The sequence below is a fragment of the Methylobacterium sp. NMS14P genome, assembly GCF_028583545.1.
GTDB lineage: Bacteria > Pseudomonadota > Alphaproteobacteria > Rhizobiales > Beijerinckiaceae > Methylobacterium.
In genome coordinates this window covers 5,785,099-5,811,724 of the sequence record NZ_CP087106.1, presented here as the reverse complement: position 1 = coordinate 5,811,724, position 26,626 = coordinate 5,785,099, and the positions used below count along the sequence as shown (strand labels likewise).

The 26,626-nt window shown below is 68.3% G+C and carries 21 protein-coding genes; 15 read left to right on the top strand and 6 right to left on the bottom strand.

From position 1 onward, the window contains the following. Positions 1-66: 66 nt before the first annotated feature. Complete coding sequence (gene kdgD / locus LOK46_RS27685; protein ID WP_273561516.1) at positions 67-981, bottom strand: 5-dehydro-4-deoxyglucarate dehydratase; 915 nt, start codon at positions 979-981, stop codon at positions 67-69. A 107-nt stretch (positions 982-1,088) separates the two neighbouring features. Here kdgD and LOK46_RS27680 point away from each other — a divergent pair, with 107 nt between their 5' ends. Continuing rightward, positions 1,089-1,991, top strand: a complete 903-nt coding sequence (locus LOK46_RS27680; protein WP_273561515.1) for a LysR substrate-binding domain-containing protein — start codon at positions 1,089-1,091, stop codon at positions 1,989-1,991. A gap of 110 nt (positions 1,992-2,101) precedes the next feature. Next, positions 2,102-2,389: an MTH1187 family thiamine-binding protein gene (locus LOK46_RS27675; RefSeq protein WP_273561514.1), complete on the top strand. Its 288-nt coding sequence runs from the start codon at positions 2,102-2,104 to the stop codon at positions 2,387-2,389. A gap of 413 nt (positions 2,390-2,802) precedes the next feature. On the opposite strand, the gene LOK46_RS27670 is transcribed toward LOK46_RS27675, so the two are convergent. Further along, the gene (locus LOK46_RS27670; protein ID WP_273561513.1) at positions 2,803-2,976 is read right to left on the bottom strand and encodes a metallothionein; all 174 of its coding nucleotides are present in this window, start codon (positions 2,974-2,976) and stop codon (positions 2,803-2,805) included. Positions 2,977-3,131: 155 nt separating this feature from the next. On the opposite strand from LOK46_RS27670, the gene LOK46_RS27665 reads away from it, so the two are divergent. Together LOK46_RS27665 and LOK46_RS27660 are read left to right on the top strand one after the other, a co-directional pair. After that, positions 3,132-5,450, top strand: a complete 2,319-nt coding sequence (locus LOK46_RS27665; protein WP_273561512.1) for an FdhF/YdeP family oxidoreductase — start codon at positions 3,132-3,134, stop codon at positions 5,448-5,450. 45 nt (positions 5,451-5,495) lie between these two features. Further along, positions 5,496-6,866, top strand: a complete 1,371-nt coding sequence (locus LOK46_RS27660; RefSeq protein ID WP_273561511.1) for a pentapeptide repeat-containing protein — start codon at positions 5,496-5,498, stop codon at positions 6,864-6,866. Between the two features lie 42 nt (positions 6,867-6,908). Here the strand turns inward: LOK46_RS27660 and LOK46_RS27655 are convergent, their stop codons facing one another. Further along, positions 6,909-7,379 carry a MarR family winged helix-turn-helix transcriptional regulator gene (locus LOK46_RS27655; protein WP_012322045.1) on the bottom strand — a complete coding sequence of 157 codons (471 nt, stop codon included), beginning with the start codon at positions 7,377-7,379 and terminating at the stop codon, positions 6,909-6,911. Positions 7,380-7,502: 123 nt separating this feature from the next. After that, a complete protein-coding gene (gene selA / locus LOK46_RS27650; RefSeq protein ID WP_273561510.1) occupies positions 7,503-8,945 on the bottom strand; it encodes an L-seryl-tRNA(Sec) selenium transferase in 1,443 nt (480 codons plus the stop codon). Positions 8,946-9,135: 190 nt separating this feature from the next. Between selA and LOK46_RS27645 the strand changes: the two genes are divergently transcribed. From LOK46_RS27645 to LOK46_RS27635, 3 genes are all read left to right on the top strand, one after another. Next, positions 9,136-10,566 (top strand): mannose-1-phosphate guanylyltransferase/mannose-6-phosphate isomerase, encoded by a 1,431-nt coding sequence (locus tag LOK46_RS27645; RefSeq protein WP_273561509.1) that lies wholly within the window; start codon positions 9,136-9,138, stop codon positions 10,564-10,566. A 123-nt stretch (positions 10,567-10,689) separates the two neighbouring features. Continuing rightward, positions 10,690-11,703, top strand: a complete 1,014-nt coding sequence (locus tag LOK46_RS27640) for an SDR family oxidoreductase (RefSeq protein WP_273561508.1) — start codon at positions 10,690-10,692, stop codon at positions 11,701-11,703. Further along, positions 11,704-12,633, top strand: a complete 930-nt coding sequence (locus LOK46_RS27635) for an alpha/beta fold hydrolase (RefSeq protein WP_273561507.1) — start codon at positions 11,704-11,706, stop codon at positions 12,631-12,633. It begins immediately after the preceding gene. Between the two features lie 22 nt (positions 12,634-12,655). Here the strand turns inward: LOK46_RS27635 and LOK46_RS27630 are convergent, their stop codons facing one another. Then, positions 12,656-13,618, bottom strand: coding sequence for a phytanoyl-CoA dioxygenase family protein (locus LOK46_RS27630; protein WP_273561506.1), 963 nt, complete (start codon positions 13,616-13,618; stop codon positions 12,656-12,658). 367 nt (positions 13,619-13,985) lie between these two features. Here LOK46_RS27630 and LOK46_RS27625 point away from each other — a divergent pair, with 367 nt between their 5' ends. The 6 genes from LOK46_RS27625 to LOK46_RS27600 all read left to right on the top strand — a co-directional run bounded on the left by LOK46_RS27625 (position 13,986) and on the right by LOK46_RS27600 (position 20,241). After that, the gene (locus LOK46_RS27625) at positions 13,986-14,300 is read left to right on the top strand and encodes a GCG_CRPN prefix-to-repeats domain-containing protein (protein WP_273561505.1); all 315 of its coding nucleotides are present in this window, start codon (positions 13,986-13,988) and stop codon (positions 14,298-14,300) included. Between the two features lie 256 nt (positions 14,301-14,556). Continuing rightward, the gene (locus LOK46_RS27620; protein WP_273561504.1) at positions 14,557-15,768 is read left to right on the top strand and encodes a tyrosine-type recombinase/integrase; all 1,212 of its coding nucleotides are present in this window, start codon (positions 14,557-14,559) and stop codon (positions 15,766-15,768) included. A 154-nt stretch (positions 15,769-15,922) separates the two neighbouring features. Next, positions 15,923-16,168 carry a helix-turn-helix transcriptional regulator gene (locus LOK46_RS27615; protein WP_273561503.1) on the top strand — a complete coding sequence of 82 codons (246 nt, stop codon included), beginning with the start codon at positions 15,923-15,925 and terminating at the stop codon, positions 16,166-16,168. A gap of 210 nt (positions 16,169-16,378) precedes the next feature. Further along, positions 16,379-16,759, top strand: coding sequence for a hypothetical protein (locus LOK46_RS27610; RefSeq protein WP_273561502.1), 381 nt, complete (start codon positions 16,379-16,381; stop codon positions 16,757-16,759). A 312-nt stretch (positions 16,760-17,071) separates the two neighbouring features. After that, the gene (locus LOK46_RS27605; protein WP_273561501.1) at positions 17,072-17,494 is read left to right on the top strand and encodes a hypothetical protein; all 423 of its coding nucleotides are present in this window, start codon (positions 17,072-17,074) and stop codon (positions 17,492-17,494) included. Between the two features lie 77 nt (positions 17,495-17,571). Next, on the top strand, positions 17,572-20,241 hold the full coding sequence (locus LOK46_RS27600) for a primase-helicase family protein (protein WP_273561500.1): 2,670 nt from the start codon (positions 17,572-17,574) through the stop codon (positions 20,239-20,241). 331 nt (positions 20,242-20,572) lie between these two features. Here the strand turns inward: LOK46_RS27600 and LOK46_RS27595 are convergent, their stop codons facing one another. Then, entirely contained in the window at positions 20,573-21,385 is an 813-nt protein-coding gene (locus LOK46_RS27595) for an IS5 family transposase (protein ID WP_043075003.1), read from the bottom strand. 486 nt (positions 21,386-21,871) lie between these two features. Between LOK46_RS27595 and LOK46_RS27590 the strand changes: the two genes are divergently transcribed. Continuing rightward, complete coding sequence (locus tag LOK46_RS27590) at positions 21,872-24,697, top strand: PAS domain S-box protein (RefSeq protein WP_273564708.1); 2,826 nt, start codon at positions 21,872-21,874, stop codon at positions 24,695-24,697. Positions 24,698-25,704: 1,007 nt separating this feature from the next. Beyond that, the gene (locus LOK46_RS27585) at positions 25,705-26,388 is read left to right on the top strand and encodes a recombinase family protein (RefSeq protein WP_273561499.1); all 684 of its coding nucleotides are present in this window, start codon (positions 25,705-25,707) and stop codon (positions 26,386-26,388) included. Positions 26,389-26,626: the final 238 nt, after the last annotated feature.

Sequence of the window (26,626 nt, the reverse complement as noted above, 5' to 3'; positions counted from 1 at the left end):
GATCCAGGAAGCGGGTCGTGGCCGCCGTTGGCTCGGCGGATCCGTCGTTGTGCGCGTCGCGGGGGTTCAGCGACGGTCGCCGATCAGCGTCGTCAGCTCGGCGCGCTCGGCCGCGTCGAGCTCGGTCAGCGGCGGCCGGACCGGGCCGGCGTGGCGGCCGACGGCGCTCATGCCCGCCTTGACGATCGAGACCGCGTAGCCGCGCTTGCGGTTGCGGATCGCGATGTAGGGGAGGACGAAGTCGCGCAGCTCCCGGTAGACCGCGTCGCGGTCCCGGCGGCGGACGCTGTCGTAGAAGGACAGCGCCCATTCGGGCAGGAAGTTGAAGATCGCCGAGGAGTAGGTGGTGACGCCCATCTCCAGGTACGGCAGCGCGAAGGTCTCGGCGGTGGGCAGGCCGCCGATATAGGTCAGGCGGTCGCCCAGAGCGGCGTAGACCCGGGTCATCAGCTCGACGTCGCCGACGCCGTCCTTGAAGCCGACGAGGTTTGGGCAGCGCTCGCACAGGCCGGCCAGCGTCTGCTCGTTGAGCTGGGCGTTGGCGCGGTTGTAGACGATGATCCCGAGGGACGTCGCGCGGCAGACCGCCTCGATATGGGCGGCGAGACCGGCCTGCTCGGAGCCGACCAGGTAGGGCGGCAGCAGCAGGATCCCGTCCGCGCCGGCGGCCTCGGCGGCCCGGGCCATCTCGACCGCCAGGGCGGTGCCCTGGCCGGCGGGGGCGATGACCGGGGTCCGGCCGCGGGTCTCCTCGACGGCGGCGCGCAGGACGCGGTCGATCTCGGCGGGCGTCAGCGAGAAGAACTCGCCGGTGCCGCCGGCGGCGAACAGCCCCGACACCCTGTAGTCGGCGAGGCGCCCGAGATTGTCCCGGTAGGCGGTCTCGTCGAAGCTGAGATCGTCGCGGAAATGCGTGACCGGGAAGGACAGCAGGCCGGAGCCCAGCACGCGCGCCATCTCGGCCGGGGTCATGCTCGCCATCGATTCTCTCCCTGGAACGCACCGTTCGGTGTCGCGTTCGGGGTTAGGCGCCGGCGTTAAATGCGTCCAACGTTGATTTTGGCTGGATTATCCCGGATCCTGCATCAATGTTCGACCTCGGCCACGCCCGCAGCTTCGTCGCCGTCGCCGAGGAGATGCACTTCGGCCGGGCCGCGGCGCGGTTGAACCTGACCCAGTCGCCCCTGTCGCGGCAGATCCAGATGCTGGAGCAGACCCTCGGCGTGACGCTGCTGGAGCGGACCACCCGGGCGGTGCGCCTGACCCCGGCGGGCCGCACCTTCCTGGCCGAGGCCTACCGGGTGCTGGCGGCGGCCGAGAACGCGGCGCGCATCACGCGGCGCGCCGCCCGGGGCGAGAGCGGGGTGCTGCGCCTCAGCTTCACCGCCGCCTCGGCCTACCGGACGCTGCCGCAGGTCGTGGCCCATGTCCGCCGGACGCTGCCCGAGGTCGACCTCGTGCTGGAGGAGATGGTCTCGGACGAGCAGATCCTGGCGCTGGCCGAGAACCGCACCGATCTGGCGATCCTGCGGCCGGCCCCGGTCCTGCAGGATCCGAAATCCGCGATCGCCACCGCGCCGCTGGCGCGCGAGCGGCTCCTGCTCGCGGTCCCGCGCGGGCACCGCCTCGCGGCGGCGCGCGCGCCGACCCTGCGGGACCTCGACGGCGAGGCCTTCGTGACGTGGTCGCCCCGGGGCGGGCGCTACTTCATCGACCTGCTCGACCGGCTGTTCGAGGCCGGGGGCGTGCAGCCGCGGATCGTGCAGCGGGTGAACCAAGTCCACGCGATGCTGGCCCTCGTCGGCGCCGGCATCGGCGTCGCCCTGGTGCCGGGCAGCGCCCGGGGCAACAGCATGGCCGACATCCGGCTCCGGCCGATCGCCCTGCCGGCCACGACCGGGCCGGAACTGTGGCTCGCGTGGCGCAGCGACAACGCCAATCCCTGCCTGCCCTCGGTGCGGGCCGCGGCGCTGGAGACCGGCGAGGCGTGACCGCCGGCGCCGCGCTGGAAAGTCGCCGCGGCCGGCGATAGGCTGCCCGCTCGCCCCGCTTCCGGTCGCGCTGCCGGCCGGGGCCGCCCCTCCCGGATCAGGCAGGCACCATGAAAGTTTCGGCCGACCTCTGCATCGTGCCGATGGGCGTCGGCCCGTCGGTCTCGCCCTACGTGCGGGAGATCAAGGGGATCATCGAGTCGAGCGGACTCACCGCCACGATGCATCCCAACGGCACGAACATCGAGGGCGAGCTGTCGGAGATCTGCGCGCTGGCGGAGCGGTGCGAGGCGAAGCTCGCCGAGCTCGGCGTCCAGCGGACCTTCTTCACGCTGATCTTCTCGACGCGCCGGGACAAGGACCAGTCGATGGCCGACAAGCTCACCGCGGTCTCCTGACCGCGCGCCCATCGCCCGCCATCCGGGGGTCGCGCCGCGGAGCCGGTGATGCAGTGCCGGGGTCGGCAGGTCTCACACCGACGGAGCGTTGCGATTCCGGGCCCGCCTTCGGCGCCCCGAAACGAGAGCGCCTGACCCTCTGGGAGGCCTCATCTCACCGAGGTCGGGACGGCGACGATCGCGGAGCCTGTCCCGAGCGAGGCGCGGGTCCCCTCTCCCGTGCGGGAGAGGGACAGGGTGAGGGATCAGGTCTGTCCGAACGCGGGGCAACCTGGCCGAGCCGCGATGGCGTGCGATCCGGAAACGTCGTGCCCCTCACCCCAACCCTCTCCCGGACGGGAGAGGGGGCGCGTCGCGGCTGTCTCGAACGTAGATGCGTTCTCCAGACCGTCGAAACGCGATCGGAGGCGGCCCTAGCCGTGGCAGGCGCAGCCGGCGTGCTCGCAGCCGGCGTGATCCTTGTGGCCGTCCGCGCAGTCGTCGCAGCAATAGGCCTTGCCGTCCCGCGACACGGCCTTGGAGACGGGAATCACACAGACGCAGTCCTGGCAGGCACACTTCACCATGTCGACGTCGACGCTGGCCATAATCTTCTCCTCCGACGGTTGGTCCGCTTGTCGACGTTACGGCCGCGGCACCGGCAAGGGAACCCGTGCGCGGGCGCGGTGACGCGCCCGTGATCCCATTCGCCCGCTCGCGCGTTCCCCCGGTCCGGTGATCGCTGCGCCGGGTGGAGGGCGCCATGGCCGATCAGAACACCGACGACGTCCGGATCGAGCCCTACGACGGGCCGGCGGGCGGCTGGGGCTCGGCCCGCTCCCTCGTCGAGATCCTGACCCGGGAGGGCGTGCCGGTCACCGGCTCGGCGATGCTGCTGAAGCAGAACAAGCCGGACGGGTACATGTGCACGTCCTGCGCCTGGGCGAAGCCCGCCAAGCCGCTCGCCTTCGAGTACTGCGAGAACGGCGCCAAGGCGACCGCCTGGGAGCAGACGCGCCGCCGCGCGACGCCGGACTTCTTCGCCGAGCACACCGTGACGGAGCTCCTCGGCTGGAGCGACTACGCCCTGGAGGAGCAGGGCCGCCTGACCCACCCGATGCGCTACGACTCGGCGACGGACCGCTACCGGCCCGTCGCCTGGGCGGAGGCCCTCGCGGAGATCGGCCGGGAGCTGGAGGACCTGCGCGCGCAGGACCCGCGATCGGTGGTGTTCTACGCCTCGGGCCGGGCATCCCTGGAGACGAGCTACATGTGGGCGCTGCTCGCGCGCCTCTACGGCAACAACAACCTGCCGGACTCCTCCAACATGTGCCACGAGCCGACCTCGGTGGCGCTGCCGCAATCGATCGGCGCGCCAGTCGGCACAGTGCTGCTAGAGGATTTCGAGACCACCGACCTGATCTTCTTCTTCGGCCAGAACGTCGGGTCGAACGCGCCGCGGATGCTGCACCCGCTCCAGGAGGCGCGGCGCCGGGGGGCGCAGATCATCACCTTCAACCCGCTGCGCGAGCGCGGGCTGGAGCGCTTCACCGACCCGCAATCGCCGGTCGAGATGCTCACCCGCTCGTCCACGAAGATCTCGACGCAGTACCATCAGGTGAAGGCCGGCGGCGACCTCGCGGCGCTCACCGGCCTGTGCAAGGCCCTGCTCGCCCTCGACCGGGCCGCGGAGGCCGCCGGCCGGCCCCGGGTGCTCGACCACGCGTTCATCGCCGAGCACACCCACGGCTTCGAGGCCTTCGTCGCCTTCTGCGACGGGCAGGACTGGGCCGCGCTGGAGCGGCGCTCCGGCCTGACGCGGACCGCGCTGGAGGCCGCCGCCGGAGTGTACGCCCGCGCGAAGGCGGTGATCGGCATCTACGGGATGGGCCTGACCCAGCACCGCAAGGGCACCGAGACCGTCCGGATGCTCGTGAACCTGCTGCTCCTGCGCGGCAATATCGGGAAGCCCGGCGCCGGGATCTGCCCGGTGCGGGGCCACTCGAACGTGCAGGGCCAGCGCACCGTCGGCATCACCGAGAAGCCCGAGCTGGCGCCGCTGGACAAGCTGCGGGAACTCTACGGCTTCGAGCCGCCGCGGGAGAAGGGCCTCAACACCGTCGAGACCTGCGAGGGCCTCCTCGACGGGCGCGTGAAGGCCTTCATCGGGCTCGGCGGCAATTTCCTGCGGGCGGTTCCCGACACTGCCCGGATGGAGCCGGCCTGGCGGCGGCAGCGCCTCACCGTCCAGATCTCGACCAAGCTCAACCGCTCGCACCTCGTCAACGGCACCGTCGCCTACATCCTGCCCTGCCTGGGCCGGATCGAGATCGACCAGCAGGCGAGCGGCCGGCAGGCGGTGTCGATGGAGGATTCCACCGCGCGCTTCCACGGATCCCGGGGCGTGGCCGACCCGGTCGGGCCGCACCTGCGCTCCGAGCCCTGGATCGTGGCGGAGATCGCCAAGGCGACCCTGCCGCCCAATCCGCGGATCGACTGGGATGCCTGGGTGGCCGATTACGGGCGGGTGCGCGACGCGATCGAGGCGACCTACCCGAGCGTGTTCCACGACCTGAACGGCCGGATGTTCCAGCCCGGCGGCCTGACGAAGCCGCTCGGCGCCCGCGACCGCAAGTGGGAGACCGAGACCGGGAGGGCGAATTTCGCGGTGCCCGAGGGCCTCGAGGCCGACCCGGACCTGCCCGACCGCGGCCCGGACGTGCTGGACCTGATCACGCTGCGGTCGAACGACCAGTTCAACACCACGGTCTACGGCTACGACGACCGCTTCCGCGGGGTTAAGGGCACGCGGGACGTGCTGTTCATGAACCGGCGGGACATCGCGCGGCTGGGCTTGAGGGACGGGATCAGCGTCGACGTGGCGACCGAGGCGGACGACCAAGTGCCGCGGCGCGTGGGCGGCCTGCGGGTGATCGCCTACGACATCCCGGAGGGCAATTGCGCCGGGTACTACCCGGAGCTGAACGTCCTCCTGCCGCTCTGGCACTACGACGAGCAGTCGAAGACCCCCGCCGCCAAGGCGATCACCGTGCGGGTGACGGCCGCGACCACCGCACCCTGAGCGGAGCGTCTGGCGTCCGGTCGCACCTTCCGGCAAGGAACGACCATGGACCAGGCGACTCCCCCCGACGCGCGACCGGACGCTCCGGTGGAATCGCGGCTGCGCGCGCTCGTCGGCCGGATCGCCGCCGGGGCGCCCCTGCGCGAGCCGGGCGCGGACCTGTCGCAGCTGAGCGCCGGACCGGGCGCCCTCGCGGCCGTGCCGGATGCCGGCCTCGTCACGGACGCCGAATCCGGCGGCCTGGCGCTCGTCGGCGCGGACCTGTCCCGCGCCCGCATGGAGGAGGCCGACCTCTCCGGCGCGAACCTGCGCGGGGCGAGCCTCACCGGCGCGGTCGGGCGCTCGACGCGCTTCACCGGGGCGATCCTGGAGGCCGCCGACCTGTCCGAGGCCGATCTCTCGGGGGCGGACTTCACCGGCATCGTCGCCGGGCAGGTGAAGTTCGCGGGGGCGATGCTGGAGGACGCCCGGTTCGGCCAGGCCGCGATGCGCTTCGCCGACCTGTCCGGCGCCCTCCTCGACGGGACCGATTTCGCCGTAGCCGATCTCTGGGGCGCGGATTTCTCCGGGGCGGACGCGGACGACACGGTCTTTCGCGGCGCGCGCCTCGACGAGGCCAAGCTCGCCGACGCCAACCTGACCCACGCGGATTTCGCCGAGGCCAGCCTGACCAAGGCGAGCCTCGCCGGCTCGCGCCTGCGGGGCGCGCACTTCGCCGGGGCGAAGCTCGACGGCGCCGATCTCTCGGGGGCGGATCTCTCGGACACCGACTTGGTGCGACTCAACCTCGCCACCTGCCGCCTGCGGCACGCCCGCTTCGCCGGCGCGTGGCTCAACGGCACGCGGATGAGCGTGGAGCAACTCGGCGGGGCGGTGGGCGAGGAGGTGGCCTGCGCCTACGACGCCGCCCAGGCGAGCTACCTCGCCCTCGAGCAGAACTGGAAGAGCATCGGCAACCACGACGCGGCGAGCTGGGCCTACAAGCGCGGCCGCCGGATGGGCCGCTTCCATGCCGGGCAGCAGGCCCGCGCCGCCTGGTCCGGCCGGGACTGGTCCGGCGTCCTGCGGCACGGCTATCGCTGGACCGCCGACCGCTTCGTCGAGTGGCTCTGCGACTACGGCGAGAGCCTGTCGCGCATCGCCCGCGCCTTCGCGCTGCTGATCGTGCTGTTCGGCGGGCTCTTCGGCCTGACCGGCGGCCTGTTCATCCTGGAGGGGCCGGAGGCCGGGCCGACCTACAACCCCCTCGATCTCCTGAGCTACAGCGCGCTCAACATGATGACCGCGAACCCGCCGGAGATCGGCCTGAAGCCCACCGGCCGCGTCACCAACCTGCTCGTCGGCATCGAGGGCGGCGTCGGCATCATCCTGATGGGCCTCTACGGCTTCGTCCTGGGCAACCGCCTGCGGCGGTGAAGCAGCCAGCTCCGGAGCGGCGTGCCCGGATCCGGGCGGTTCTCAGTCGTTCACGCTGAGCCGGTCGATGACGAGGCTCAGATCCTTGCGCAGGGCGCGGATCTCCGGCTCGCTGAGTTCGAGCTGGCACATCACGCTCTCGCGGACCGAGACCGCGTCGGCGCGCAGGGCGGCGCCCTCCGGCGTCAGGGCGATCTCGACCTCGCGCTCGTCGGACTGGCGGCGGGTCCGGAGCAGGAAGCCCGCGCTCTCCAGGCGCTTCAGAACCGGCGTGAGCGTGCCGGAATCGAGGCGCAGGCGCCGGCCGATCTCGGAGACCGTGACGCCGTCCTGCTCCCACAGTACCAGCAGAACCAGGTATTGCGGATAGGTCAGTCCGAGCCGCTCGAGCAGCGGCCGGTACGACTTGGTCATCCGATGCGCGGCAGCATAGAGCGCGTAGCAGAGCTGGTTATCGAGAAGCAGCGGATCCGTCTCCGGCTGCGCCTCAGCCGTATCGGCACTGTACGCCATATCGTTCGCCCATCGCGGTCCACGCACCGCCACTCTCGACCGCGACCGCGGGTCCGTCATCATACCATAACACGGGATGCCGGCGCGCAAGCTCCGGGCGTCAGGCCCGTTCTCTTAACAACCCTATGGGGTTCGTCTCCCGTTCGCGACCGGCGGTAGCGCCGCCAGGGCGTCGAGGAAGCCCGGTTCGTCCTCGAGCGTCCGGAGATCCAGGCGGACGGCCTCGTCGCTGATCCGGCCGATCACCGGCACCGGGAGCCGGCGCAGATCCTCGGCGAGCCGCCGACACCGCCCGCCCGCGCCGCGGCCTCCCGCCGAGGCCGGCGTCAGGATCAGGGCGGCGCTGGGCAGCGTCTCCACCGGCAGGGCACCGGATCCGATCTGGCTGATGCAGTCGGCGACCGTGATTGTGGCGCGGCCGGCGAGCCGCTTCGCCACCGCGGGGGCGAGGCGCTCGGCCTGCGCGGCGATCGCGTCGCGCGCGCGAGTGAGGAGCCGCAGGGTCGGCAGCTCCGCGCGCAGCCGCTCGGGGTGCAGGTAGAGCCGCAGCACGGCCTCGAGGGCCGCGTAGGTCATCTTGTCGACGCGCAGGGCCCGCTTCAGCGGGTTCTTGCGCACGCGGGCGATCAGGTCCTTCCGGCCCGCCACGATGCCGCACTGGACCGCGCCGAGCAGCTTGTCGCCGCTGAAGGTGACGACGTCGGCCCGCTCCAGGGCGGCGCGGATTGTGGGCTCGGGGGGCAGCCCGTGGGCCGCGAGGTCGACGAGGCTGCCGCTGCCGAGATCGTCCGCCAGCGGCACGCCGCGCTCCCGGCAGAGGGCGTGCAGGGCGACGGGATCCGCGGCCGCCGTGAAGCCAGCGATGGCGTAGTTGCTCGGGTGCACCTTCATCACGAGGCCGGTGCGGGGCCCGAGGGCCTCCGCGTAGTCGCGCAGGTGGGTGCGGTTGGTGGTGCCGACCTCGCGCAGGCGGCAGCCGGCCCGCACCATCACGTCCGGCACGCGGAAGGAGCCGCCGATCTCCACGAGCTCGCCGCGGGAGACCACCACCTCCTTGCGCATGGCGAGCGCGTTCAGCACCAGCAGGACCGCGGCCGCGTTGTTGTTCACCACCACCGCGGCCTCGGCGCCTGTCAGGCGACAGATCAGGCCCTCGACGTGGTCGTCCCGCTCGCCGCGGGCTCCGGTCTCGAGATCGAATTCGAGATTGCTCGCCTGCACCATCACGGCGGCCACCGCCTCCGCGGCCGAGCGGGGCAGCAGGGCGCGGCCGAGATTGGTGTGCAGCACCGTCCCGGTCAGGTTGAAGACCGGCCGCAGGGATGGGCGCCGCTCGGCGGCGAGTCGCGCCGACGCCGCGGCCCGGATCGCCGCCGCGTCCGGGACGGGCCCGCCCCCGGCCCGGATCCCGGCCAGGACCGCCCGGACGGCGTCCGTGTAGGCCGTCCGCCCGTAGGCCTCGAGATCGGTCGGCGGCGCGCCGCCGACGAGGCGCTCGACCGAGGGGATCCGGCGCGGGGACGGCGCCGGGTCGTCGGCCTGAGGGGTGGGGACGGGTCCGTTCATGTCAGGCCAGAGATAACCTTCCCACTGCACGGAGCCAGCCCGTCGACGCGCGGATAATGCGCGCAGGTTGTTCCGGTCCCGGCCCGACGGTAAGGGCAGATCCTGAAATCGGCGCCCGAGAGTCCATCGCACCCGCGCGGGGCGGGCTCGGCCGCGCCAACCCCGCCGAGCCCTCTCGGGAGACGTCGCCATGTCCGGGCCTTCGATCCAGATCCACCCGATGATCCTGTGCGGTGGGACGGGGACGCGGCTGTGGCCGGCATCGCGGGAGAGCATGCCCAAGCAGTTCGCCCGTCTGGTCGACGCCGAGCGCTCGACCTTCCAGGCGACGCTGGCGCGGGTGTCGGACGCGTCCGTCTTCGCCACGCCCACCGTCATCGCCTCGGCCGAGGCCCGCTTCATCGTCGCCGAGCAGCGCGACCAGCTCGGTCTCTCCGCCGACATCCTGCTCGAGCCGCAGGGCCGCGACTCCGCCGCCGCCGTGGCGGTCGCAGCCCTCCACGCCGCCGCCAGCGACCCGCAGGCCGTGGTGCTGATCATGGCCGCCGACCACGTCGTGCCCGACACGGCGGCCTTCGTGGACGCCGTGCGCCGCGCGGCCGCCGGCGCCCAGGCCGGCTACACGATGACCCTCGGCATCGAGCCCGACCGGCCCGCGACCGATTACGGCTACATCCGCCGCGGCGAGCCGATCGCCGAGGCCCCGGGCGCGGCCCGCGTCGCCCGCTTCGTCGAGAAGCCCGACCGGGCCGGCGCCGAGGCGCTGATCACCGACGGCGCCCTGTGGAACTCGGGCTACTTCCTGTTCCGCGCCGACCTGATGCTGGCCGAGCTGGAAGCGTTCGTCCCCGAGGTGCTGGCAGCGGCGCGCGCGGCCCTGGAGGCGGCGGTGACCGACCTCGACTTCGTGCGCCTCGACGCGGCGGCCTTCGCCCAGGCGCCCAAGATCTCGATCGACTACGCGGTGATGGAGCGGACCGCCCGGGCCGGCGTGCTGCCGGTGTCGTTCGCGTGGTCGGATGTCGGCACCTGGGACGCGGTCTGGCAGGTGCTGGACCACGACGAGGCCGGCAACGCCGTGCGGGGCCGGGTGTCGCTGATCGGCACGAAGAACAGCCTCGTGCACAGCCAGGGCGAGGGCCTGACCGCCGTGGTGGGCCTGGAGGACGTGGTGGTGGTCTCGACCCCCGACGCGGTGCTGGTGGCGTCCAAGGCGCAGTCCGGCAAGGTGAAGGAGCTGGTCGGCGCCCTGCGGGCGCAGGGCGCGCCGGAGGCGGACGCGCATCTGCGGATGTACCGGCCCTGGGGCTGGTACCAGCGCATCGATCTCGGCGAGCGCTTCCAGGTGAAGCGGATCCAGGTGGTGCCGGGCGGGCGGCTGTCGCTGCAGAAGCACTACCACCGGGCGGAGCACTGGGTGGTGGTGCGCGGCACCGCCGAGGTCACGATCGACGACCGGGTGGTGCTGGTCCACGAGAACGAGGCGGTCTACCTGCCGATCGGCTCGATGCACCGCCTGGCCAACCCCGGCAAGATCCCGCTGGAGCTGATCGAGGTCCAGGTCGGTTCCTACACCGGCGAGGACGACATCATCCGCGTCGAGGACATCTACGGGCGCTGAGCCCCGGCCTGGCGCCTGCGACCCGATCACCCGCGGGCGCGCCCGGAACATGCGGCCGTCCCGATCGATAGCCTAGCGTGGGGCCGCTCCGGTGCGGCCGCACCGCAGCGTCGAGGGAACCGCATGAAGCACAAGCCGCTCCGCGAGCAGGTCATCGTGATCACCGGCGCCTCGTCGGGCATCGGCCTCGCCACGGCCCGGATGGCGGCCGAGCGCGGCGCCCGGGTGGTGCTGGCGGCCCGCAGCGGCGACGCCCTGGCGCGCATCCGGGCCGAGATCGAGGGCGTCGGCGGCAAGGCGATCGACGTCGTCGCCGATGTCGGCCGGCGGGCCGACGTGCAGGCGGTGGCCGACCGGGCCGAGGCGACCTTCGGCGGCTTCGACACCTGGGTGAACGTGGCGGGCGGCTCGATCTACGGCCGGCTGCGCGAGATCAGCGATGCCGACCACGAGCGCCTGATCCAGACGAATTTCTGGGGAACCGTCTACGGCTCCCTCGTGGCGACCGAGCACCTGCGCCAGCACGGCGGCGCCCTCATCAACGTCGGCAGCATCGCCTCCGACCTCGCCTTCCCGTTCCAGGGCATGTACGCGGCCTCGAAACACGCCGTGAAGGGCTTCACCGACGCCCTGCGCATGGAGCTGATGGACGAGAACGCGCCGATCTCGGTGACGCTGATCAAGCCGGCCTCGATCGACACGCCCCTGCCCCAGCGGGCGCGCAACTACATGGACCGCGAGCCGAGCCTGCCGCCGCCGATCTACCCGCCGGAAGAGGTGGCGAACGCCATCCTGCACGCGGCCGTGCACCCGCAGCGCGACATCTTCGTGGGCGGGGCCGGCAAGGCCTTCGTGGCCGGCAAGGAATTCGCCCCCGGCGCCTACGACTATCTCGGCCCGGCGATCATCGCCCTGCAGAAGCGCGGGAGCGCGCCGCGCAACCCGGACGGCGCCCTGCACGCCCCGGTGGCGGCCGGCGAGACCCGGGGCGACCCGCCCGTCCCGGTCATGCGGACCAGCGCCTACACCCGCGCGACCCTTCATCCCCTCGCGGCGGCGGCCGGCCTCCTCGGCGTGGGCGCGGCCACCGCCTTCGCGGTGCTCGGCACCTCGTCCGGACGGCGGCGGCGCCTCTAAGTGGCCGTCGCGATGGAGACCCTGCCCGGCCCCGCCCGACCGGCACGGGAGGCCGGGAGCGGGACCGGCGCCGAGGCCGATCCCCGGATCGTGCCGCGCCAGATCGTGTCCCTGGCCGACGACCGGACGATCGCCTACGCGGAGACCGGCGCCGGGCCGGACCTCGTGGCGATCCACGGCACGCTGATGTGCCTGGAGGACGTCTGGCTCGGCCCCGTGCCGGCGCTGGCCGAGCACTTCCGCGTGGTCGCCGTCGATCGCCCGGGCCACGGCTTCAGCCGGCGGCCGCGGGGCGGTGCGGCCGACATCTGGGATCAGGCGGCCTCCATCCGGGAAGCGGTGCGGCGCCTCGGCCTAGACCGCCCGGTCATCCTGGGCCACTCGTTCGGGGCCGCGGTCGCCCTCGCCTACGGCATGCTCCATCCGGACGAGGTGGCCGGCATCGTCGCCCTCGCGCCGATCTGCTTCCCCGAGCCGCGGCTGGAGCAGGTGCTGTTCGGGCCGCGGGCGCTGCCGTTCGGCGGCGACACCCTGTCGGCGCTTCTCGGCGCGAGCAGCGACCGGGCGCTGCTCCCGCTCCTGTGGAACGCGATGTTCTTCCCCGAGGCGATGCCGGCGCGCTTCGCGCGGGACTTCCCCTTCGCCCTCGCGGGCCGCCCGGCGCAGATCACCGCCGAGGGCGAGGATGCAGGCTGGCTCTGGCCGGGGCTCACGCGCAGCGTCCTCGGCTACCCGTCCCTGCGCCGCCCCACGCGCATCCTGGGCGGTAGCGCCGACCTGGTGGTGAACACCGCCCTGCACGGCCGGCGCGCGGCCAGCCTGATCCCCGGGGCGCGGTTCGAGCGCCTGCCGGGGGCCGGCCACATGCTCCACCACCTTCAGACCGACGCGGTCGTGCGCGCGGCCCTGGCGGTGCGCTCGGCGGCCTGACGGGCCCCGCGCGGGGCCTCTCTCAGCGGATGAGCGCCTTGATCTGCTGCTTGGCGCCCGCTCGCAGCCGGGCGAGCCCGCCGCGGGCCTGCCGCTCGCGCTCCTGCCGCAGCGTGCGCTTCTCGGCGTTCCAGGGATGCTCGTGCCGGAGCGTGTGCCCGGGCGCGCGGACCCCGAAGCCGAGGGCGTAGGCGCGCCGCGGCCCGGCGCTGAGATTCGGCCCGGCGCAGTGCAGGGTCCGGCAATCGTGGAAGGTGGCGCCGCCCGCCGGCAGTGGGCAGGGAACCGCGCGCTCCACCGGAACCCCGAGGGCCTCGAGCCCGTGGATCCGCGGATCGCCGCCGATGCTGCGATGGGTGAGGAGCGGCTCCCTGTGGCTCCCCGGAACGTAGAGCATGCAGCCGTTCTCCGGCGACACGTCCTGCAGGGGCATCCAGACCGTGATCGCCCGGTAATTCGTGTAGGCGGCGTAGAAGGCCTCGTCCTGATGCCACGCGGTCGCCGCACCGATCTTCGGCGGCTTGCGGATCGCGTGCTCGAAGACGAGGGCCGCGCGGCTCCCCAGGAGCTGGCGCGACATGGCCAGGGCGTTGGCCCGGAACAGGATGTCCCGGAGGAGCGGCTCGAAGCGGGACGGATTGAGGAGCTGGGGCGAGCGCGCCTCGCTGGCGCCGCGGTCGATGTCGACGAGGTCGAACAGGCTCCCGTCCTTCCAGCCCCGCGCCTCCTCGAACAGGCGGTCGTAGGCGCCGCGCAGCGTGTCGAGCTCCTCCGAGGTGGTGATTGCCGGGACGGTGACGAAGCCGTCGCGCCGGAACGCGGCGATCTCGTCCTCGGTCAGGAGCCGGGTCGGGACGCGCGCCGCCGCCCGGTTGCCCACGATCCAGCGGACGAGCCGCGACCGCGCCTCGGCCACGCGGGCGGAGAGGCCGTTCCCGGCATCGGGGACAGCGAGCCCCAGGCGATCCGGAATCGTGACTGGCATCGCGCCCTCCGCTTCGAAGTGATCGCGCGAGAATGCCCATGTCTATTCCGACGCTTACAGTACCAATTCCTAGGTATGACTGCCCATCCCGGTTCAGGGATTTGTCTTCAGCTTCACCGATCACCACTTCCGGTTGAGATCTCCGGCGACACGTCTTCACCGCGCCCGGCGGGCGGCCCGGCGGGCAGCGCGGCCCCCGCAGCCGCGGGATGCCCGGCGCGAAAGCGCCGCGCCGATGCATCGCCCCGGCCGCATTCCCGAAACCGTTCTCTTTCATGGCCAATATTTAATGCATCCCGAGAGCATATTGACGGGTTAGATGCTCGATCGGGGCGATCAATACGGTACGATTACTCGGAGAATAATCATGAATATTTTAACCAAAGCTGCCGCGGCCGTGGCCCTGGCGGCGCTGCCGGTATCGGGGGCGCAGGCGATGCCGGTCCTGGCCGATCCGGGCATCGCGGCGCCGATCACCCTGGTGGCGGGGGGATGCGGGCCGGGAGCTTGGCGCGGTCCCTGGGGCCACTGCCGCAGCACGCCGTATGTCGGGCCGCTGCCTGGCGGCTGGTACCAAGTGCGGGCGGGGAACGGCTGCCCGCCCGGCTACTGGCGCGGACCGTGGGGCCATTGCCGCAACACGCCGTATCACGGACGGCTGCCGAACGGCGGCTACCGGTAGCCGGCCCCCTCACCGTCGACAGAGCGCGGCGCCGGAGCGCTGGTGGGCGGTGAGGGACTCGAACCCCCGACCCTCTCCGTGTAAAGCCGAGAGCCGGTGTGATCATTCGGCATCATGCCGCATTTTCCGCCGAAATTAATTACATGGCGGCAATGGGTTCGGCACCCGACCCTCTTCCGAGCGCGAGCAATTGGCGGCATCAACGGCCCTCCGGGAAGCGCCACTGTGCTTCCCATGCGCTTCCCAGTCAGGTCCCATGCGTTTGTCCCGAGCAAACATCAGCACGCTCGAAATTCCGCCGGGAAAAAGCGAGCGGATCGTCTTCGATGATGCCCTGCCCGGCTTCGGGATCAGGCTCAGGGCAGGCGGGAAGCGCACATGGGTGGTGCAATACCGGGTCGGCACTAAACACCGCCGGGTCACGCTGGCGAACGCCGCCACTCTCGACCCCGAGGAAGCCCGCAAGCGCGCAAAAGACATTCTCGCCAAGGCGCAGCTCGGGGGCGATCCGCAGACAGAGAAAATGCAGGCCCGCGCCCGCGCTGCCGTCACCCTATCCGGTATCGCCACGGACTACCTCAAGCAGGCGGAAAAGCGCCTGCGGCCGACTTCATATGCCGAGGCCGACCGTTACCTACGCCGCTATCTTGTCCCGTTGCATGAAATGCCGGCTCACGCGGTGTCCCGCCGCGACGTAGCGGGATGGGTCAATGAGGTTGCCGAACAGCATGGCCCTCATGCCTCGAATCGCGGTCGCACGTGCCTATCCGCCCTTTTCTCATGGGCGATGCGGCAAGGGCTGGTCGAATTAAACCCGGTCGTGGCGACTGGAAAAGCCGTCGAAGAAACGAGCCGCACCCGCGTTTTATCCCGCGAGGAAATTGGGCAAATTTGGCTTGCTTGCCGTGACGACGACCACGGCCGCATCGTGCGCTTGCTCCTCCTGACAGGCCAGCGCCGCAATGAGGTTGCGGGGATACGATGGTCGGAAATCGACCGCGACGCCGGCCTTTGGCGCCTTCCGGCCGAGCGCACGAAAAACGGGCTCCCGCACGATGTGCCTTTATCTGCGGACGCCCTGGCCATTTTAGACGGCGCACCGGTGCGGAACGGAAAGGATTTGATTTTCGGCGATCGAGAAGGCCCATTTCAGGGATGGTCCCGAGCAAAAATCTCGCTCGACAATCGAATTAATGAGTCTCGCGTCTGGTTCTCCGGCCGAAATGCGGTCGGGATTTCGCCGTGGCGCCTTCACGACCTGCGGCGGACCGTCGTCACGCACATGAACGAAAATCTCGGGATTTTGCCGCACGTGGTTGAGGCGGTCGTAAATCACGTGACAGGCCCCGCGAAAATGGGCGTGGCCGGCGTCTATAATCGCGCGTCCTATGCGACAGAGAAAAAGGTCGCATTAAATTCCTGGTCGAATTACGTCACCGAATTAATTCGCACCCACCGAGAAAAATGAGCCACCGCCAAAAGCTGGCTACAATAGATACCGCCATCCCACCCATCGTAGCCAGAACATCCACGCCACCAGTTCAAAATTTTGCTTGCAAACGACCCTCACAGGCGGCAGCTTGCCCCAAGCCTCACGGTGTTGTGAGGCCCGGAGCGAGAGAATGTCCCGTCCTACTCAACGGAGTGAAGCGGTAGCCCGCGCCTATCTCGACAGCCTGCCGCCCGAGATGGCGCGCAAGCGGGTTGTCGGCGCTGCAGAGGCTGCCGCCTTCTGTGGTTTCTCTGTCCAGCACTGGCTTCGCCTCAACCGAGCCGGCAAGGTCCCCAAGGCGGTGCGGCTGAGCGGCAGCAAGCTCGGCTGGCAGCAAGGCGCCTTGGTGGACTTCATCACACAACGCGCAGGCTGATGCAGCGGGCGGTACAGCCCCTCACAGCGCCTTCCCCGGCCACAGACGCGAGGATGCCCCTTCCCTCGCCTTGAGGCCGCCTCGACAGCCGTGAGCGACGGTCTAAGCGCGATCGTGCCGCTACACCGCTGAAGCGGCGCCGGCCAATGCTTCCGACGACGGCCCGGCGCCTACCGCACAGCCTTGGTACGACAAGGGAACGGTACGCCCATGAAAAACCCACAGCCCGCCGCGCGCAATAACCCAGCCTCCGGGAGTTCTCCGGCACCGACACTCAGAGCCCCACCGCGGCACGTCGCCGGCATCGAAAACGCCAGACTGCGCACTTACCGCACGCATGGCCATCCGGTGGACGGGGTGCTCGGTGCTGGCCCCGAAAATCTGCCGCCAGACTTCATCGCTCGGAGCCTCGCCCGGATCGTCCGCAAGGGTATTCGTACCGGGCACGTCCTGGAAATGGGCGAAGGCTCATTTGCGCTTAGCCCGCAGCTTCCGGCCGGCACATTTGCCTTTCGCACAGCCGACCGGATCACGCTTTACCGCTCAGAGACCGCGGAAATGATCGTCACCGTGCCGTTTGAGAGGGAGTGAAATTCGAACCTCAACCGCAAGCAAATCACCGACATTCATCAAAGGGGCGCTCGCAGGGCCCCTTTTCACTGGCTGGCCGCTCAATTCATCGCAAATCTTTTTGAGCATCTTCCATGGTCATACGCCATTTGACGCTCAACAAGTTGTTTGCAAAACATCTTTTACCGGACCGAGACCTGGGATAAACCAGACGCGCCCGTCCAAGTATCGATACGTTTGAACATCGATCCGGGCGACCGAGCGTTTCCGTGCGACGACCACTTCGCATGACGGCTCAACACAAATCCGAGCTAACTTGCGAGGCCTGTACACATGCCTGACAACGAAGACACGATTGCATTCTCTATCATCGCCCGAATGAAAGAGATTTCAGAAGTCAGATACGTTCGCTCCGATGACAATTTGACTGATGTAGAGCGGGATCACGCCGCCGAAATGGACTATCGGGCGTCAGTCGAGCGAGAGAACCGACTATCAGGCAAGGCGGTAAAGGATCCGATTTGGCCCGAAGCCGCACCGGAGCACTGGGTGTGCGCTTGGGGCATGTCTCCATCTTCTGACGTTTATTACGACTTGCTTGAAACGCTGGAAGCCCACGGCGCGAAGGACCGACCGAGATTGCCCGGCGTCACGCTGGCGAATGTCGAGCGACGTGAGCGGTTCGTGAATACTGCGCTCGCCAATCGCCTTGAAGCGGTCAAGGCGCAGAAAACAGAACGGGGGCGTACCCGCTAGGATAACACCCCCGCCCCCAAGGCGCGCTGAGCACGGACCTTTCCCAAAGCCCACTCCAGCAACCGAAAGCCAAATTAATGAAGGACCGTGGCAAGTCAACGTCGAATTTTGGCGAGGCAACACATCGTTTTCGCGAAGCCGGTATTCCGGCCCGTGCCTTGCTCCCGATTGCGCCCGTTGACGCCAAGATTTCTGGCGTGGGTGATTTAGACGAAGGCGTCCTAGGAAAAGCCCCTGGCCGTTATAATTCCCGGTCCGACGACTGGCGCGGGCTTGGCGGCGGCTACACCAGCGACGGGGTGCCAAAAAGGGAGTTGGCTGCGATCGAGGCGTGGCCCACGCCCAACGTCGGCATTCTCGGCCGCTTCGCACCCGGTATCGACAGCGACGCCGAGACGGAGGACGCCCGCCGGCTGGTCGAGCGCGCGTTGAGCCTCACGTTCGGGGATAAGGCTTGCTACGCCGAGCGCACCCGGGGCACTGGGCCGCGCCGGCTGTACGCGTTCCGCTGCACAAACCCGGGCGACGAAGCCGAGCTGGTCCGCGGCCGGCATTTGTCCTACCGCCTGAAAGGCGAGGATGAGCGCCACGCGCTGCATAAAATCGACATTATCGGCACCGGCCTGCAATACCTCATTGCCGGGACGCACCCGAGCGGCGACCTGTACGGCTGGCATCCGGATTGGGACCTTGCGGACCTTTTCCAGTCGGACGAAATCGAGCGCATCAGCAATTCCGACGTGGCGCGCTTTGTCGAGGTTTTCCGCGAGCTGCTAGAGGCGGAAGGCGGGGAAATCACGCGCGCGACCGGCGGGCGCACGCCGGGCGAGGAACGGGATTATTCGGCCGAAGACCCGATTTTCCCGGTACGGGATATTTTCGACGGCCTCGACCGCATCCCGAACAATGCGGAGAATTTCGAGAGCCGGGACGAATTCGTGTCCATGCTGGCGGCCATCCGTGCGGCGCTCGGCGCGGAGGCGGACGACAACGTGGAACACGTGGCGTCATGGGCCTGCGAAGACCCGGACTGGTGCCCCGATGAATATTTCTGGAAGTGCTGGGACAGCTTGGGCCGCGGCGTCCGCGTGGACCGCCACAGCCTCGACCGGCGTTTCAAGCGGGCCGGTGTCTTCGCCTCTGCCCGGGTCGAGTTTGCCGGCGCCGGGCCGGCCGATATGCGAGAAATCCGAGCCGAGAAGGCCAAAAAACGGGACGCTGCGGCCGACCTACTCGACAAGGTGCGGTCTCGCTACGTCTTCGGCCACGTGAACACGCGCACGGGCACCAAGGCCATGCAGATGCGCACGATATGGGACCCAAGCCGAGAATGGCCGGTGCAGGATTGGTGGCGCCACGAAACAACCCAACAGGATATCGACCTTGTGCAAGAGCTTCGGTCGGTTGAGCGATGGGCTGATCCAAAGCACGGGATGTGGGAATTTCTCCGAGACCTGGAGCGCGGCCACCGAGACATTTTCTACACCGGCGAAACTCGAAGCCCGCTGCACGCTCGGGGCGAGGTTGTAGCCGAGGAAAACCCGGATGGCTCGGTCACCCGCGAAGTGAATATGCGGTTTTTGCCGCGCGTACAGCTCTTCGCAAAAAAGCCAGCGGCGGACCCGCGACAAGCCCATCGAGACGTGGACACCATTCTGGAATTTACCCGGCGCGTCTTCGGGGAGCTGGCAAATTATGAGCTGGATACCCTAGCCTACATGGTCCAGACGGGGAAACGTCCCGGCCACATGCTGCTGCTGGTGGGCGAAAGCGGCGTTGGGAAATCGACTTATATTCAGATGCTCATCTCCATGTTCGATGGCGTCGGACGGGGCATGGGTAGTCAAATCGACGGCACGAAGATGACCAATGAGGCGGCTCGCCGGTTCATTCTGTCGAAAGTCGAGGGGTGCCGGATAATTTCGATTAAAGAGCTGCCGGAAGGCTCGACCGCGCATAACATGGCCGCGGTGACTTCCTCGATTAAGCAAATCGTGGACCCGGGCGTCGAAGGTGACTACATCGAAGTTGAGCGCAAAGGCAAGGATACCGCTGCAATTCGGAACCATGCACGGGTCGTTGCGTCGTCCAACTATAACAATTCGCTTTTGATCGAGGAAAACGACCGGCGCATTTTCTTCGTTCGGTGCCAAATCGACCTCGATAACCGGCCAGAGCTGCGTTACTACGAAACGTTAGATGAAATCCGGGGCTGCCCGGAGCGGCTGGCAGCGTTCTGGCGCTACCTCAAAGGCCGGGACGTGTCCCGATACCATCCGGCAGTGCCGCCGCCGGTCTCGCGTGAGAAGCGCGAGGCCCAAATTGCGGGCCTGCCGCCGTGGGACCGGCATATGCAAGGTGCGCTGGAAACTCTCCGCGTCGGCAAGCGGTCGCTTTTCGACCTTTCTGAGCTGGGCGAGCTGATGACGGCTATGTCCGCGAATGAGCGCACTAACTCAAATGGGGACGTGGACGATTTCACTGTCTATGATTTCGGGAAAATGCCCTCCGCAGCCAAACGGCTGCGGCGCCATGCCGTCCAAATCAAGGAAATTAGGTCCAACGGCGAGCGCTTCGGGACTGTTTATTGCCTGCGCAGCGCTCCGCCATCTGTCAGAGCCTTAAAGGGCGCGAGCGGACCCGATGTGCGAGACGCCCTCGACCGAGACCGCGAAAACCGTTTGTCACCGGACCATAGCTGGTCCGTCTTCTCGGGCCCGCTCAAACCGCCCGCCGGGCGCCGGTAGGCCATACTTGGCCGATACAGAGTTTCGGGGTGCCGCATGGGCGCTCCGGGACCCCGGGGATGGCCTACGGTGCCGCCTTGGCTCGATACCATGCAGCCACCGATCGAGGGGCAACAGGACGCGCAGCACCGGGCGGTGATTGAGGGGCACCGGATCGATTGAGTTCCGATCGCTGCCCACGCCGCCGTCGTGCGGCCGACCTATTCCGCAGATGCCGGGCCCGTGCCAACCGCGCCCCATCAGGACTCGGATAAGAGCCGCCGGTAGGCTGTTCCCTTATGCCTAGCTCAGGCGATCCTCACATCCACGTGCTAAGAGTCCGTCCGAGAAGTCAGGCTGAGCGGGCCAGTCGCCTGACGAGGATCATGACGGCTGCTGCGTAGAGGAATGCTCTGGCCGAGGCGATAGTCGCCTCTGGGTCCTTCCAGAGGCGGCGATTGCGGCTGATCCAGGCGAAGAACCGTTCGACCACCCAGCGGCGTGGATGCACGGCAAAGCCGACTTGATGGGGCGGCTTGCGCACGATCTCGACCGTGATGATCGTGGCGGTCGCCGGTCTGTTGCCGGCATAGCCTGCATCGGCGAAGGCTTTGGCGATGAACGGGAAGGTCCGACGCGACAGGCGCAGCACCGGCACGGCTCCGTCGCGGTCCTGTACGTCGGCAGGCTGAGGATCGAGGACGAGCGCGCGCCCGTCCATGTCGACCAGCGCTTGGCGCTTGCGCCCCTTGACCCTCTTGCCGGCATCGTAGCCGCGCGGGCCGCCGCTCTCCGTCGTCTTGATGCTTTGGCTGTCGAGGACCGCGGCAGATGGTGAGGCTTCCCGTCCGACTCGCTCGCGATCGGCCATGACCAGGTGGTGGTTGATCCGGCCAAACAGCCCTGTGTCGCGCCAGCGGCTGAAGTAGCCGAACGTGGTCGAGCGCGGCGGTAGATCCTTGGGTATCAACCGCCAGGAGATCCCACCCCTCAGAACGTAGAAGATGGCGTTCAGGACCTCCCGTGTCGTCCAGAGCGGAGGCCGGCCACAGGGCGCTGGCCTCGGCATCAGTGGCTCGATCACCGCCCACTCGGCGTCGGTAAGGTCGGTTTCATAGCGAAGGCCCACGCGGCTATGCTGCCGCCGGGTGGTCGGGGTCCACATGGCGCTTCCAGGTCAGGCTTCAGCACCCTCCTGGAATCATCGCCATCCCGGCCACTCAACCCCGCCTCAGACCCTTACCGGACGGGCTCTAAGAGCGGACCGGCGATAGCGGTCTCGCGCCAGTGGCCGAAATCTGGCACTTGGTACCCGTGATGAGAATCTGGTCTCGACCCAAAACGGTCCTTCGGAAGGTCTGCTTGCTGGCGGGTCAGCTGGCCCCAAACGTCCGAGGTCCAGCCTAAAATCACCCGGACGCCTCGCGAAATGTAGCGAGCCTGACGTTGCCGTTCAGCCGACTTGGCCCGATCTAGACTTAGATTGCGTTAGGCTCCAGAGACTGGCGTCGGTGTGAAATGGTTATCCTCCAGTTGGAGGAGGCCCTCGAAGGAAAACCCTGGGTTGCCTGGACGTGATTTGAGCGGCCTCTCGCGCGAGGAGCTGGAAGCCGAGGTGCGCCGGCTGCGCGAACGGGTTCGCAGCGGCAGCATGGACGCGGCCCGGCAAAACGCGGTGTTCGAGAGCGCCTTGGATTTTGCGATCGTCGTGACCGATCACGAGGGGATCATCACCGGCTGGAACAGCGGGTCCGAACACGTCATGGGCTGGACCGCTGACGAGATGCGCGGCCAGGACGCCGGACGCTTCTTCACGCCGGAGGACCGGGCCAACGGTCGGGTCGCCTATGAGATGACCACGGCCCTCTCTCAGGGCCGTGCCCCCGATGAACGCTGGCACCTGAAAAAGGGTGAGGAGCGTTTTTGGGCATCGGGCGAGATGATGCCGCTGCGTGACGACGATGGCAGCCACATTGGCTTCGTCAAGATCATGCGCGACCGCACCATCGAGCATCTGACCGGGGTGGCGTTGCGAGATGGCGAGGTGCGGCGCAAGGCGCTTTTGGAACTCAGCGACCAGCTCGCAGAGCACGATGCCGACACCGCCAGTCTGGCCGATGTGGCGAGTGGTGTTCTCGGGCAGGTCCTCGATGTGCAACTCGTCGGCTACGGGCTGGTAGACGCGGAGGCTGAGACCATCACCGTCGAACGGGATTGGACCAGCGGTGGGGCTGCCTCCGTCGCCGGCACACTCCAGTTCCGGTCCTTCGGTAGCTACGTCGAGGACCTCAAGCGAGGCGAGACGGTCGTCATCAACGATGCCCGCGAGGACCCGCGCACGGCCGAACAGGCTGCGGCGCTGGAGGCCGTCAACGCGCGAGCCCTGGTCAACGCCCCGGTGTTCGAGCATGGCCGCTTCGTGGCGCTGCTGTTCGTATGCAGCGCTACCCCGCGCGCGTGGACTGACGACGAGCTGGAGTTCATCCGCGAGGTCGCCGCACGAACCCGCGCAGCCACCGCGCGGCGGATGGCGGAGAGCGCCCTGCGCGCCAGCGAAGCCCAACTCCGGCTGGTGACCGACGCTCTACCGTTCCTGATCTCGTTCGTGGACTGCACGCTGACCTACCGGTTCGCCAACGCGGCTTACCGGGAGTGGTTTGGCTGGACGCCGGAAGAGGTCGTCGGGCGGACCATCCCGGAGATCGCCGGGGCGGATGGCTATGCAGTGCGCCGTGCCCAAATCGAGCGCGCCTTAGCGGGCGAGCCGGTGCAGATGGACTTGGATTGGCCGCGGCGGGACGGGGAACGGCGGATCGCCGACATTCGGTATCTTCCTCGGCACGACGCCAGCGGTGCGGTCGATGGGTTCTACGTGTTCGTCCAGGACGTGACCGCCCTGCGCACTGCATCGGCCGTACTCGCCCAGCGAGCGGATACGCTGGCGCACGAGGTGGCAGAACGCACGGCCGAGCTGGATGAGGTCTGGCGCTACGCCACCGACCTGCTGTCCGTGCTGCGCATCGACGGCTGCATGGTGAGCTGCAACCCGGCCTGGACAGCGGCGCTGGGATGGTCCGAGGCAGAGCTAGTCGGTCGGTCAGTCTTCGACCTGATCCACCCCGACGATCAGGAGCGATCCACGGTCGAGCTGGCCGGGCTGGCACGGGGCGAGACGGTCATCGGGTTCGAGAACCGCTACCGGCACAAGAATGGTAGCTATCGCTGGCTGTCCTGGAACGCAGTGCCGACCCGCGACCGGATCTTCTCCACGACCCGCGATGTAACCGAGGCCAAGGAGCAGGGGCTCGCCCTGGAAGCCACCGCCGAGGCGTTGCGTCAATCGCAGAAGATGGAAGCGGTAGGCCAGCTGACCGGAGGCGTGGCACACGACTTCAACAACCTGCTCACCATTATCCGCTCGTCGGTGGACTTCCTGCGCCGGCCCGACCTGCCAGAGGTCCGGCGCAAGCGGTACATGGATGCCGTGTCGGATACGGTGGACCGGGCGGCGAAGCTCACAGGTCAGTTGCTGGCCTTCGCTCGGCGGCAGGCCTTGACGCCCGAAGTGCTGAACGTGGGTGACCGCCTGCGCTCTGTGGCCGACATGCTCGACACGGTGACCGGCGCCCGGGTCAAAGTGGTCACCGAGCTGGCGGACCACGCCTGTTTCATCAAGGCCGACCTCAGCCAGTTCGAGACCGCGCTGATCAACATGGCGGTCAATGCGCGTGACGCGATGGACGGCGAGGGCACGCTGACCCTGCGACTGGGTTGCGGAACAGCCATGCCGCAGATCCGGGGCCACGCAGGCGCGGATGGCCCCTTCGTCAGGATCGAGCTGAGCGATACCGGCAGCGGCATCGCTGAAGCGGACATGGCGCGGATCTTCGAGCCGTTCTTCACGACCAAGGAGGTCGGCAAGGGCACCGGCCTCGGCCTGTCGCAGGTGTTCGGGTTTGCCAAGCAGTCCGGTGGCGACGTCGATGTGCACAGCGTGATCGGCGTAGGCACCACGTTCATCCTGTACCTGCCGGAAGTCGCTGCGGAGACCGAACACGAGACGCCCGACGACGACACCGGTCCGGCCCCTAGTGGCATCGGCCAGAAGGTGCTGGTGGTCGAGGACAACATCGAGGTCGGGAAGTTCGCGACGCAGATCCTCGAAGACCTGGGCTACCGGACGGAATGGGCGGCCAACGCCGAGAGCGCACTGACCCGCCTCGGCACGGATGGCGATGGGTTCGAGGTCGTGTTCTCGGACGTGGTGATGCCGGGCATGGGCGGGATCGCCCTGGCTGAAGAGCTGCGCCGTCGTCTGCCCCGGCTGCCGGTGGTGCTGGCCTCGGGCTACAGCCACGTGCTCGCCGAGAACGGCGCGCATGGGTTCGAGCTGCTGCACAAGCCGTACTCGGCCGACCAGCTATCCCACGTGCTGCGCCGGGTCACCAGCGGCAAACGCAAGCGTAAGAGCCGGTAAATAAAACGGATATACGCACCGCCTAACCGGTAAGAACAGCATGTAATAATCGACATTTCGGAGACGAACGACAACGCTTTTAACGACTGGGACGGACGCAGAAACGAATGCCTGCTTCCGGGCGGGGGGGTAATTACTACTTTCCACCCTGAGCCGCAGTTGGCGGAGAGCCGCTTTGGGAAGCGCCGACAGCGGTCCCGGCTGTCGCGTCAGATCGCAGACGGAAGGTCCGTTGCGGGCGGGGCAAATCCCGCGTCTCACCTCAAGCCCACCCCAGAAGTGAGCACCAAGCGTCAAATTTTGACCACTAGTTAGCTCCCGGCCGTGACGATCGAGCTTATCTCGGCTCACTTAGCCAATTAAGTCCGCCGCGGGGTGATATCGGCCTCTCAATTCCTCTCTGGGGTGGTTCAGGCTAATTAACGGGAGATAGCGGGCCTGCGGGAGGACGCTCGCGCAATTAGCGAGGTATAGCAAGTGCTATAATGACGGGCAGGGACGCATTAGGGGCGCTTGAGGAACGCACCAGGGACCCGTTCAGGGACGCATTCAGGGACGCTTTTTTTGACCTAAGATACTGATTTTATTGGTAGTGGCTAAAGGGGGTTGTTACTACTGTACGTGCGAGAGCGCTTAGCCCGTGATCGCCTGTTCGGGCCCGTGCCTATAGGAGGGGTCGTCGGGAAAGCGTCCCTATGCGTCACTCAGAGGGGGAAAGCGTCCCTGAAAGGGTCCCTGATGCGTCCCTGCCCAAGGCAAGTCCTCGATAGGCGCTAGACAGCGCCCGCCGCTAAATTGGCCCCCCGGAGCGCTAAGCCGACGTTGCAGTTTCAGAACGCTAAATCGCTAATCACGGATTGTGGCGTTCGATACCGCGGGCCGGCTTCGACCGGATCGGGGGGCCCGTGCGGAATTAGGCCGGCGGTGCTCCGAAACCCGGCCGCGAGGGCTTGTGTAACGTGTCCATATGGACGTATAGAAACGTTACACACGCCCGGGACACTCCCATGTCGGACACCATTCGCCCCCTGATCGCCTACCTCCGTGTCTCGACCGACCGCCAGGGCAAGAGCGGTCTCGGCCTGGAGGCGCAGCGCGCCGCGGTGACAGCCTTCGCCACGGCCGGCGGCTTCACGATCGTTGGCGAGCATATCGAGGTTGAAACTGGCAAGGGGAGCGACGCCCTCGACCGCCGGCCAGAGCTGGCGGCGGCCCTGGCAGCGGCGCGCCGGCTGAAATGCGCTGTCGTGGTCGCCAAGCTCGACCGGCTGTCCCGCGACGTGGCCTTTATTGCAGGGCTCATGGCGCAGCGGGTGCCATTCCTGGTGGCTGAATTGGGCGAGGGCGTGGACCCCTTCGTCCTGCACCTGTACGCCGCGCTCGCTGAAAAAGAGCGGGCCATGATTTCCGCCCGCACCAAGGCCGCGCTGGCCGCGAAGAAAGCGCAGGGCGTGCAGCTCGGCAATCGCACGAACCTCGCCGCTGCCGCCGCCAAGGGCCGGGAGGCACGGGAGGATAAGGCCGACGCCTTCGCGGCCAACGTCCTGCCCGTGATCGCCAGCCTACAGGCGGCCGGCATATCGTCCCTGCGCGCCATCGCGTCCGAGCTGAACGCTCGCCGGATCGAGACGCCGCGCAAGGGCGAATGGTCGGCCATGCAGGTCAAGCGGGTGCTGGACCGGGCAGCATGAAGCTCGGGGCGTCCCCTGCCGAAATTCAAACGAAACTCCTGATTTAGCCCCCCGCCCCCACGATGGGACCCGGCACCGTCGCTGCAACGGTGGTCATGCCACACGTACCCGCCAATCCAGCCGAGAAACCTTTTCGCCCCCCCCACCCGGGGACCTTTTCCAAGAAACTTGTGCCGCCGAAAAAATCGAGGGCGACCGTACGCTCGTGCACGCATTCCGCTTCGATTTGAAGTAAGTA

Excerpts from the sequence above, each read along its gene's own strand:
- LOK46_RS27655 (WP_012322045.1), bottom strand. The coding sequence starts at position 7,379 with ATGGCGTACAGTGCCGATACGGCTGAGGCGCAGCCGGAGACGGATCCG.
- LOK46_RS27640 (WP_273561508.1), top strand. The coding sequence starts at position 10,690 with ATGAAGCACAAGCCGCTCCGCGAGCAGGTCATCGTGATCACCGGCGCC.
- LOK46_RS27590 (WP_273564708.1), top strand. The coding sequence starts at position 21,872 with ATGGACGCGGCCCGGCAAAACGCGGTGTTCGAGAGCGCCTTGGATTTT.
- LOK46_RS27665 (WP_273561512.1), top strand. The coding sequence starts at position 3,132 with ATGGCCGATCAGAACACCGACGACGTCCGGATCGAGCCCTACGACGGG.
- LOK46_RS27660 (WP_273561511.1), top strand. The coding sequence starts at position 5,496 with ATGGACCAGGCGACTCCCCCCGACGCGCGACCGGACGCTCCGGTGGAA.
- LOK46_RS27645 (WP_273561509.1), top strand. The coding sequence starts at position 9,136 with ATGTCCGGGCCTTCGATCCAGATCCACCCGATGATCCTGTGCGGTGGG.
- LOK46_RS27585 (WP_273561499.1), top strand. The coding sequence starts at position 25,705 with ATGTCGGACACCATTCGCCCCCTGATCGCCTACCTCCGTGTCTCGACC.
- LOK46_RS27600 (WP_273561500.1), top strand. The coding sequence starts at position 17,572 with ATGAAGGACCGTGGCAAGTCAACGTCGAATTTTGGCGAGGCAACACAT.
- selA (WP_273561510.1), bottom strand. The coding sequence starts at position 8,945 with ATGAACGGACCCGTCCCCACCCCTCAGGCCGACGACCCGGCGCCGTCC.
- LOK46_RS27625 (WP_273561505.1), top strand. The coding sequence starts at position 13,986 with ATGAATATTTTAACCAAAGCTGCCGCGGCCGTGGCCCTGGCGGCGCTG.
- LOK46_RS27610 (WP_273561502.1), top strand. The coding sequence starts at position 16,379 with ATGAAAAACCCACAGCCCGCCGCGCGCAATAACCCAGCCTCCGGGAGT.
- kdgD (WP_273561516.1), bottom strand. The coding sequence starts at position 981 with ATGGCGAGCATGACCCCGGCCGAGATGGCGCGCGTGCTGGGCTCCGGC.
- LOK46_RS27670 (WP_273561513.1), bottom strand. The coding sequence starts at position 2,976 with ATGGCCAGCGTCGACGTCGACATGGTGAAGTGTGCCTGCCAGGACTGC.
- LOK46_RS27680 (WP_273561515.1), top strand. The coding sequence starts at position 1,089 with ATGTTCGACCTCGGCCACGCCCGCAGCTTCGTCGCCGTCGCCGAGGAG.
- LOK46_RS27615 (WP_273561503.1), top strand. The coding sequence starts at position 15,923 with ATGTCCCGTCCTACTCAACGGAGTGAAGCGGTAGCCCGCGCCTATCTC.
- LOK46_RS27605 (WP_273561501.1), top strand. The coding sequence starts at position 17,072 with ATGCCTGACAACGAAGACACGATTGCATTCTCTATCATCGCCCGAATG.
- LOK46_RS27675 (WP_273561514.1), top strand. The coding sequence starts at position 2,102 with ATGAAAGTTTCGGCCGACCTCTGCATCGTGCCGATGGGCGTCGGCCCG.
- LOK46_RS27595 (WP_043075003.1), bottom strand. The coding sequence starts at position 21,385 with ATGTGGACCCCGACCACCCGGCGGCAGCATAGCCGCGTGGGCCTTCGC.
- LOK46_RS27620 (WP_273561504.1), top strand. The coding sequence starts at position 14,557 with ATGCGTTTGTCCCGAGCAAACATCAGCACGCTCGAAATTCCGCCGGGA.
- LOK46_RS27630 (WP_273561506.1), bottom strand. The coding sequence starts at position 13,618 with ATGCCAGTCACGATTCCGGATCGCCTGGGGCTCGCTGTCCCCGATGCC.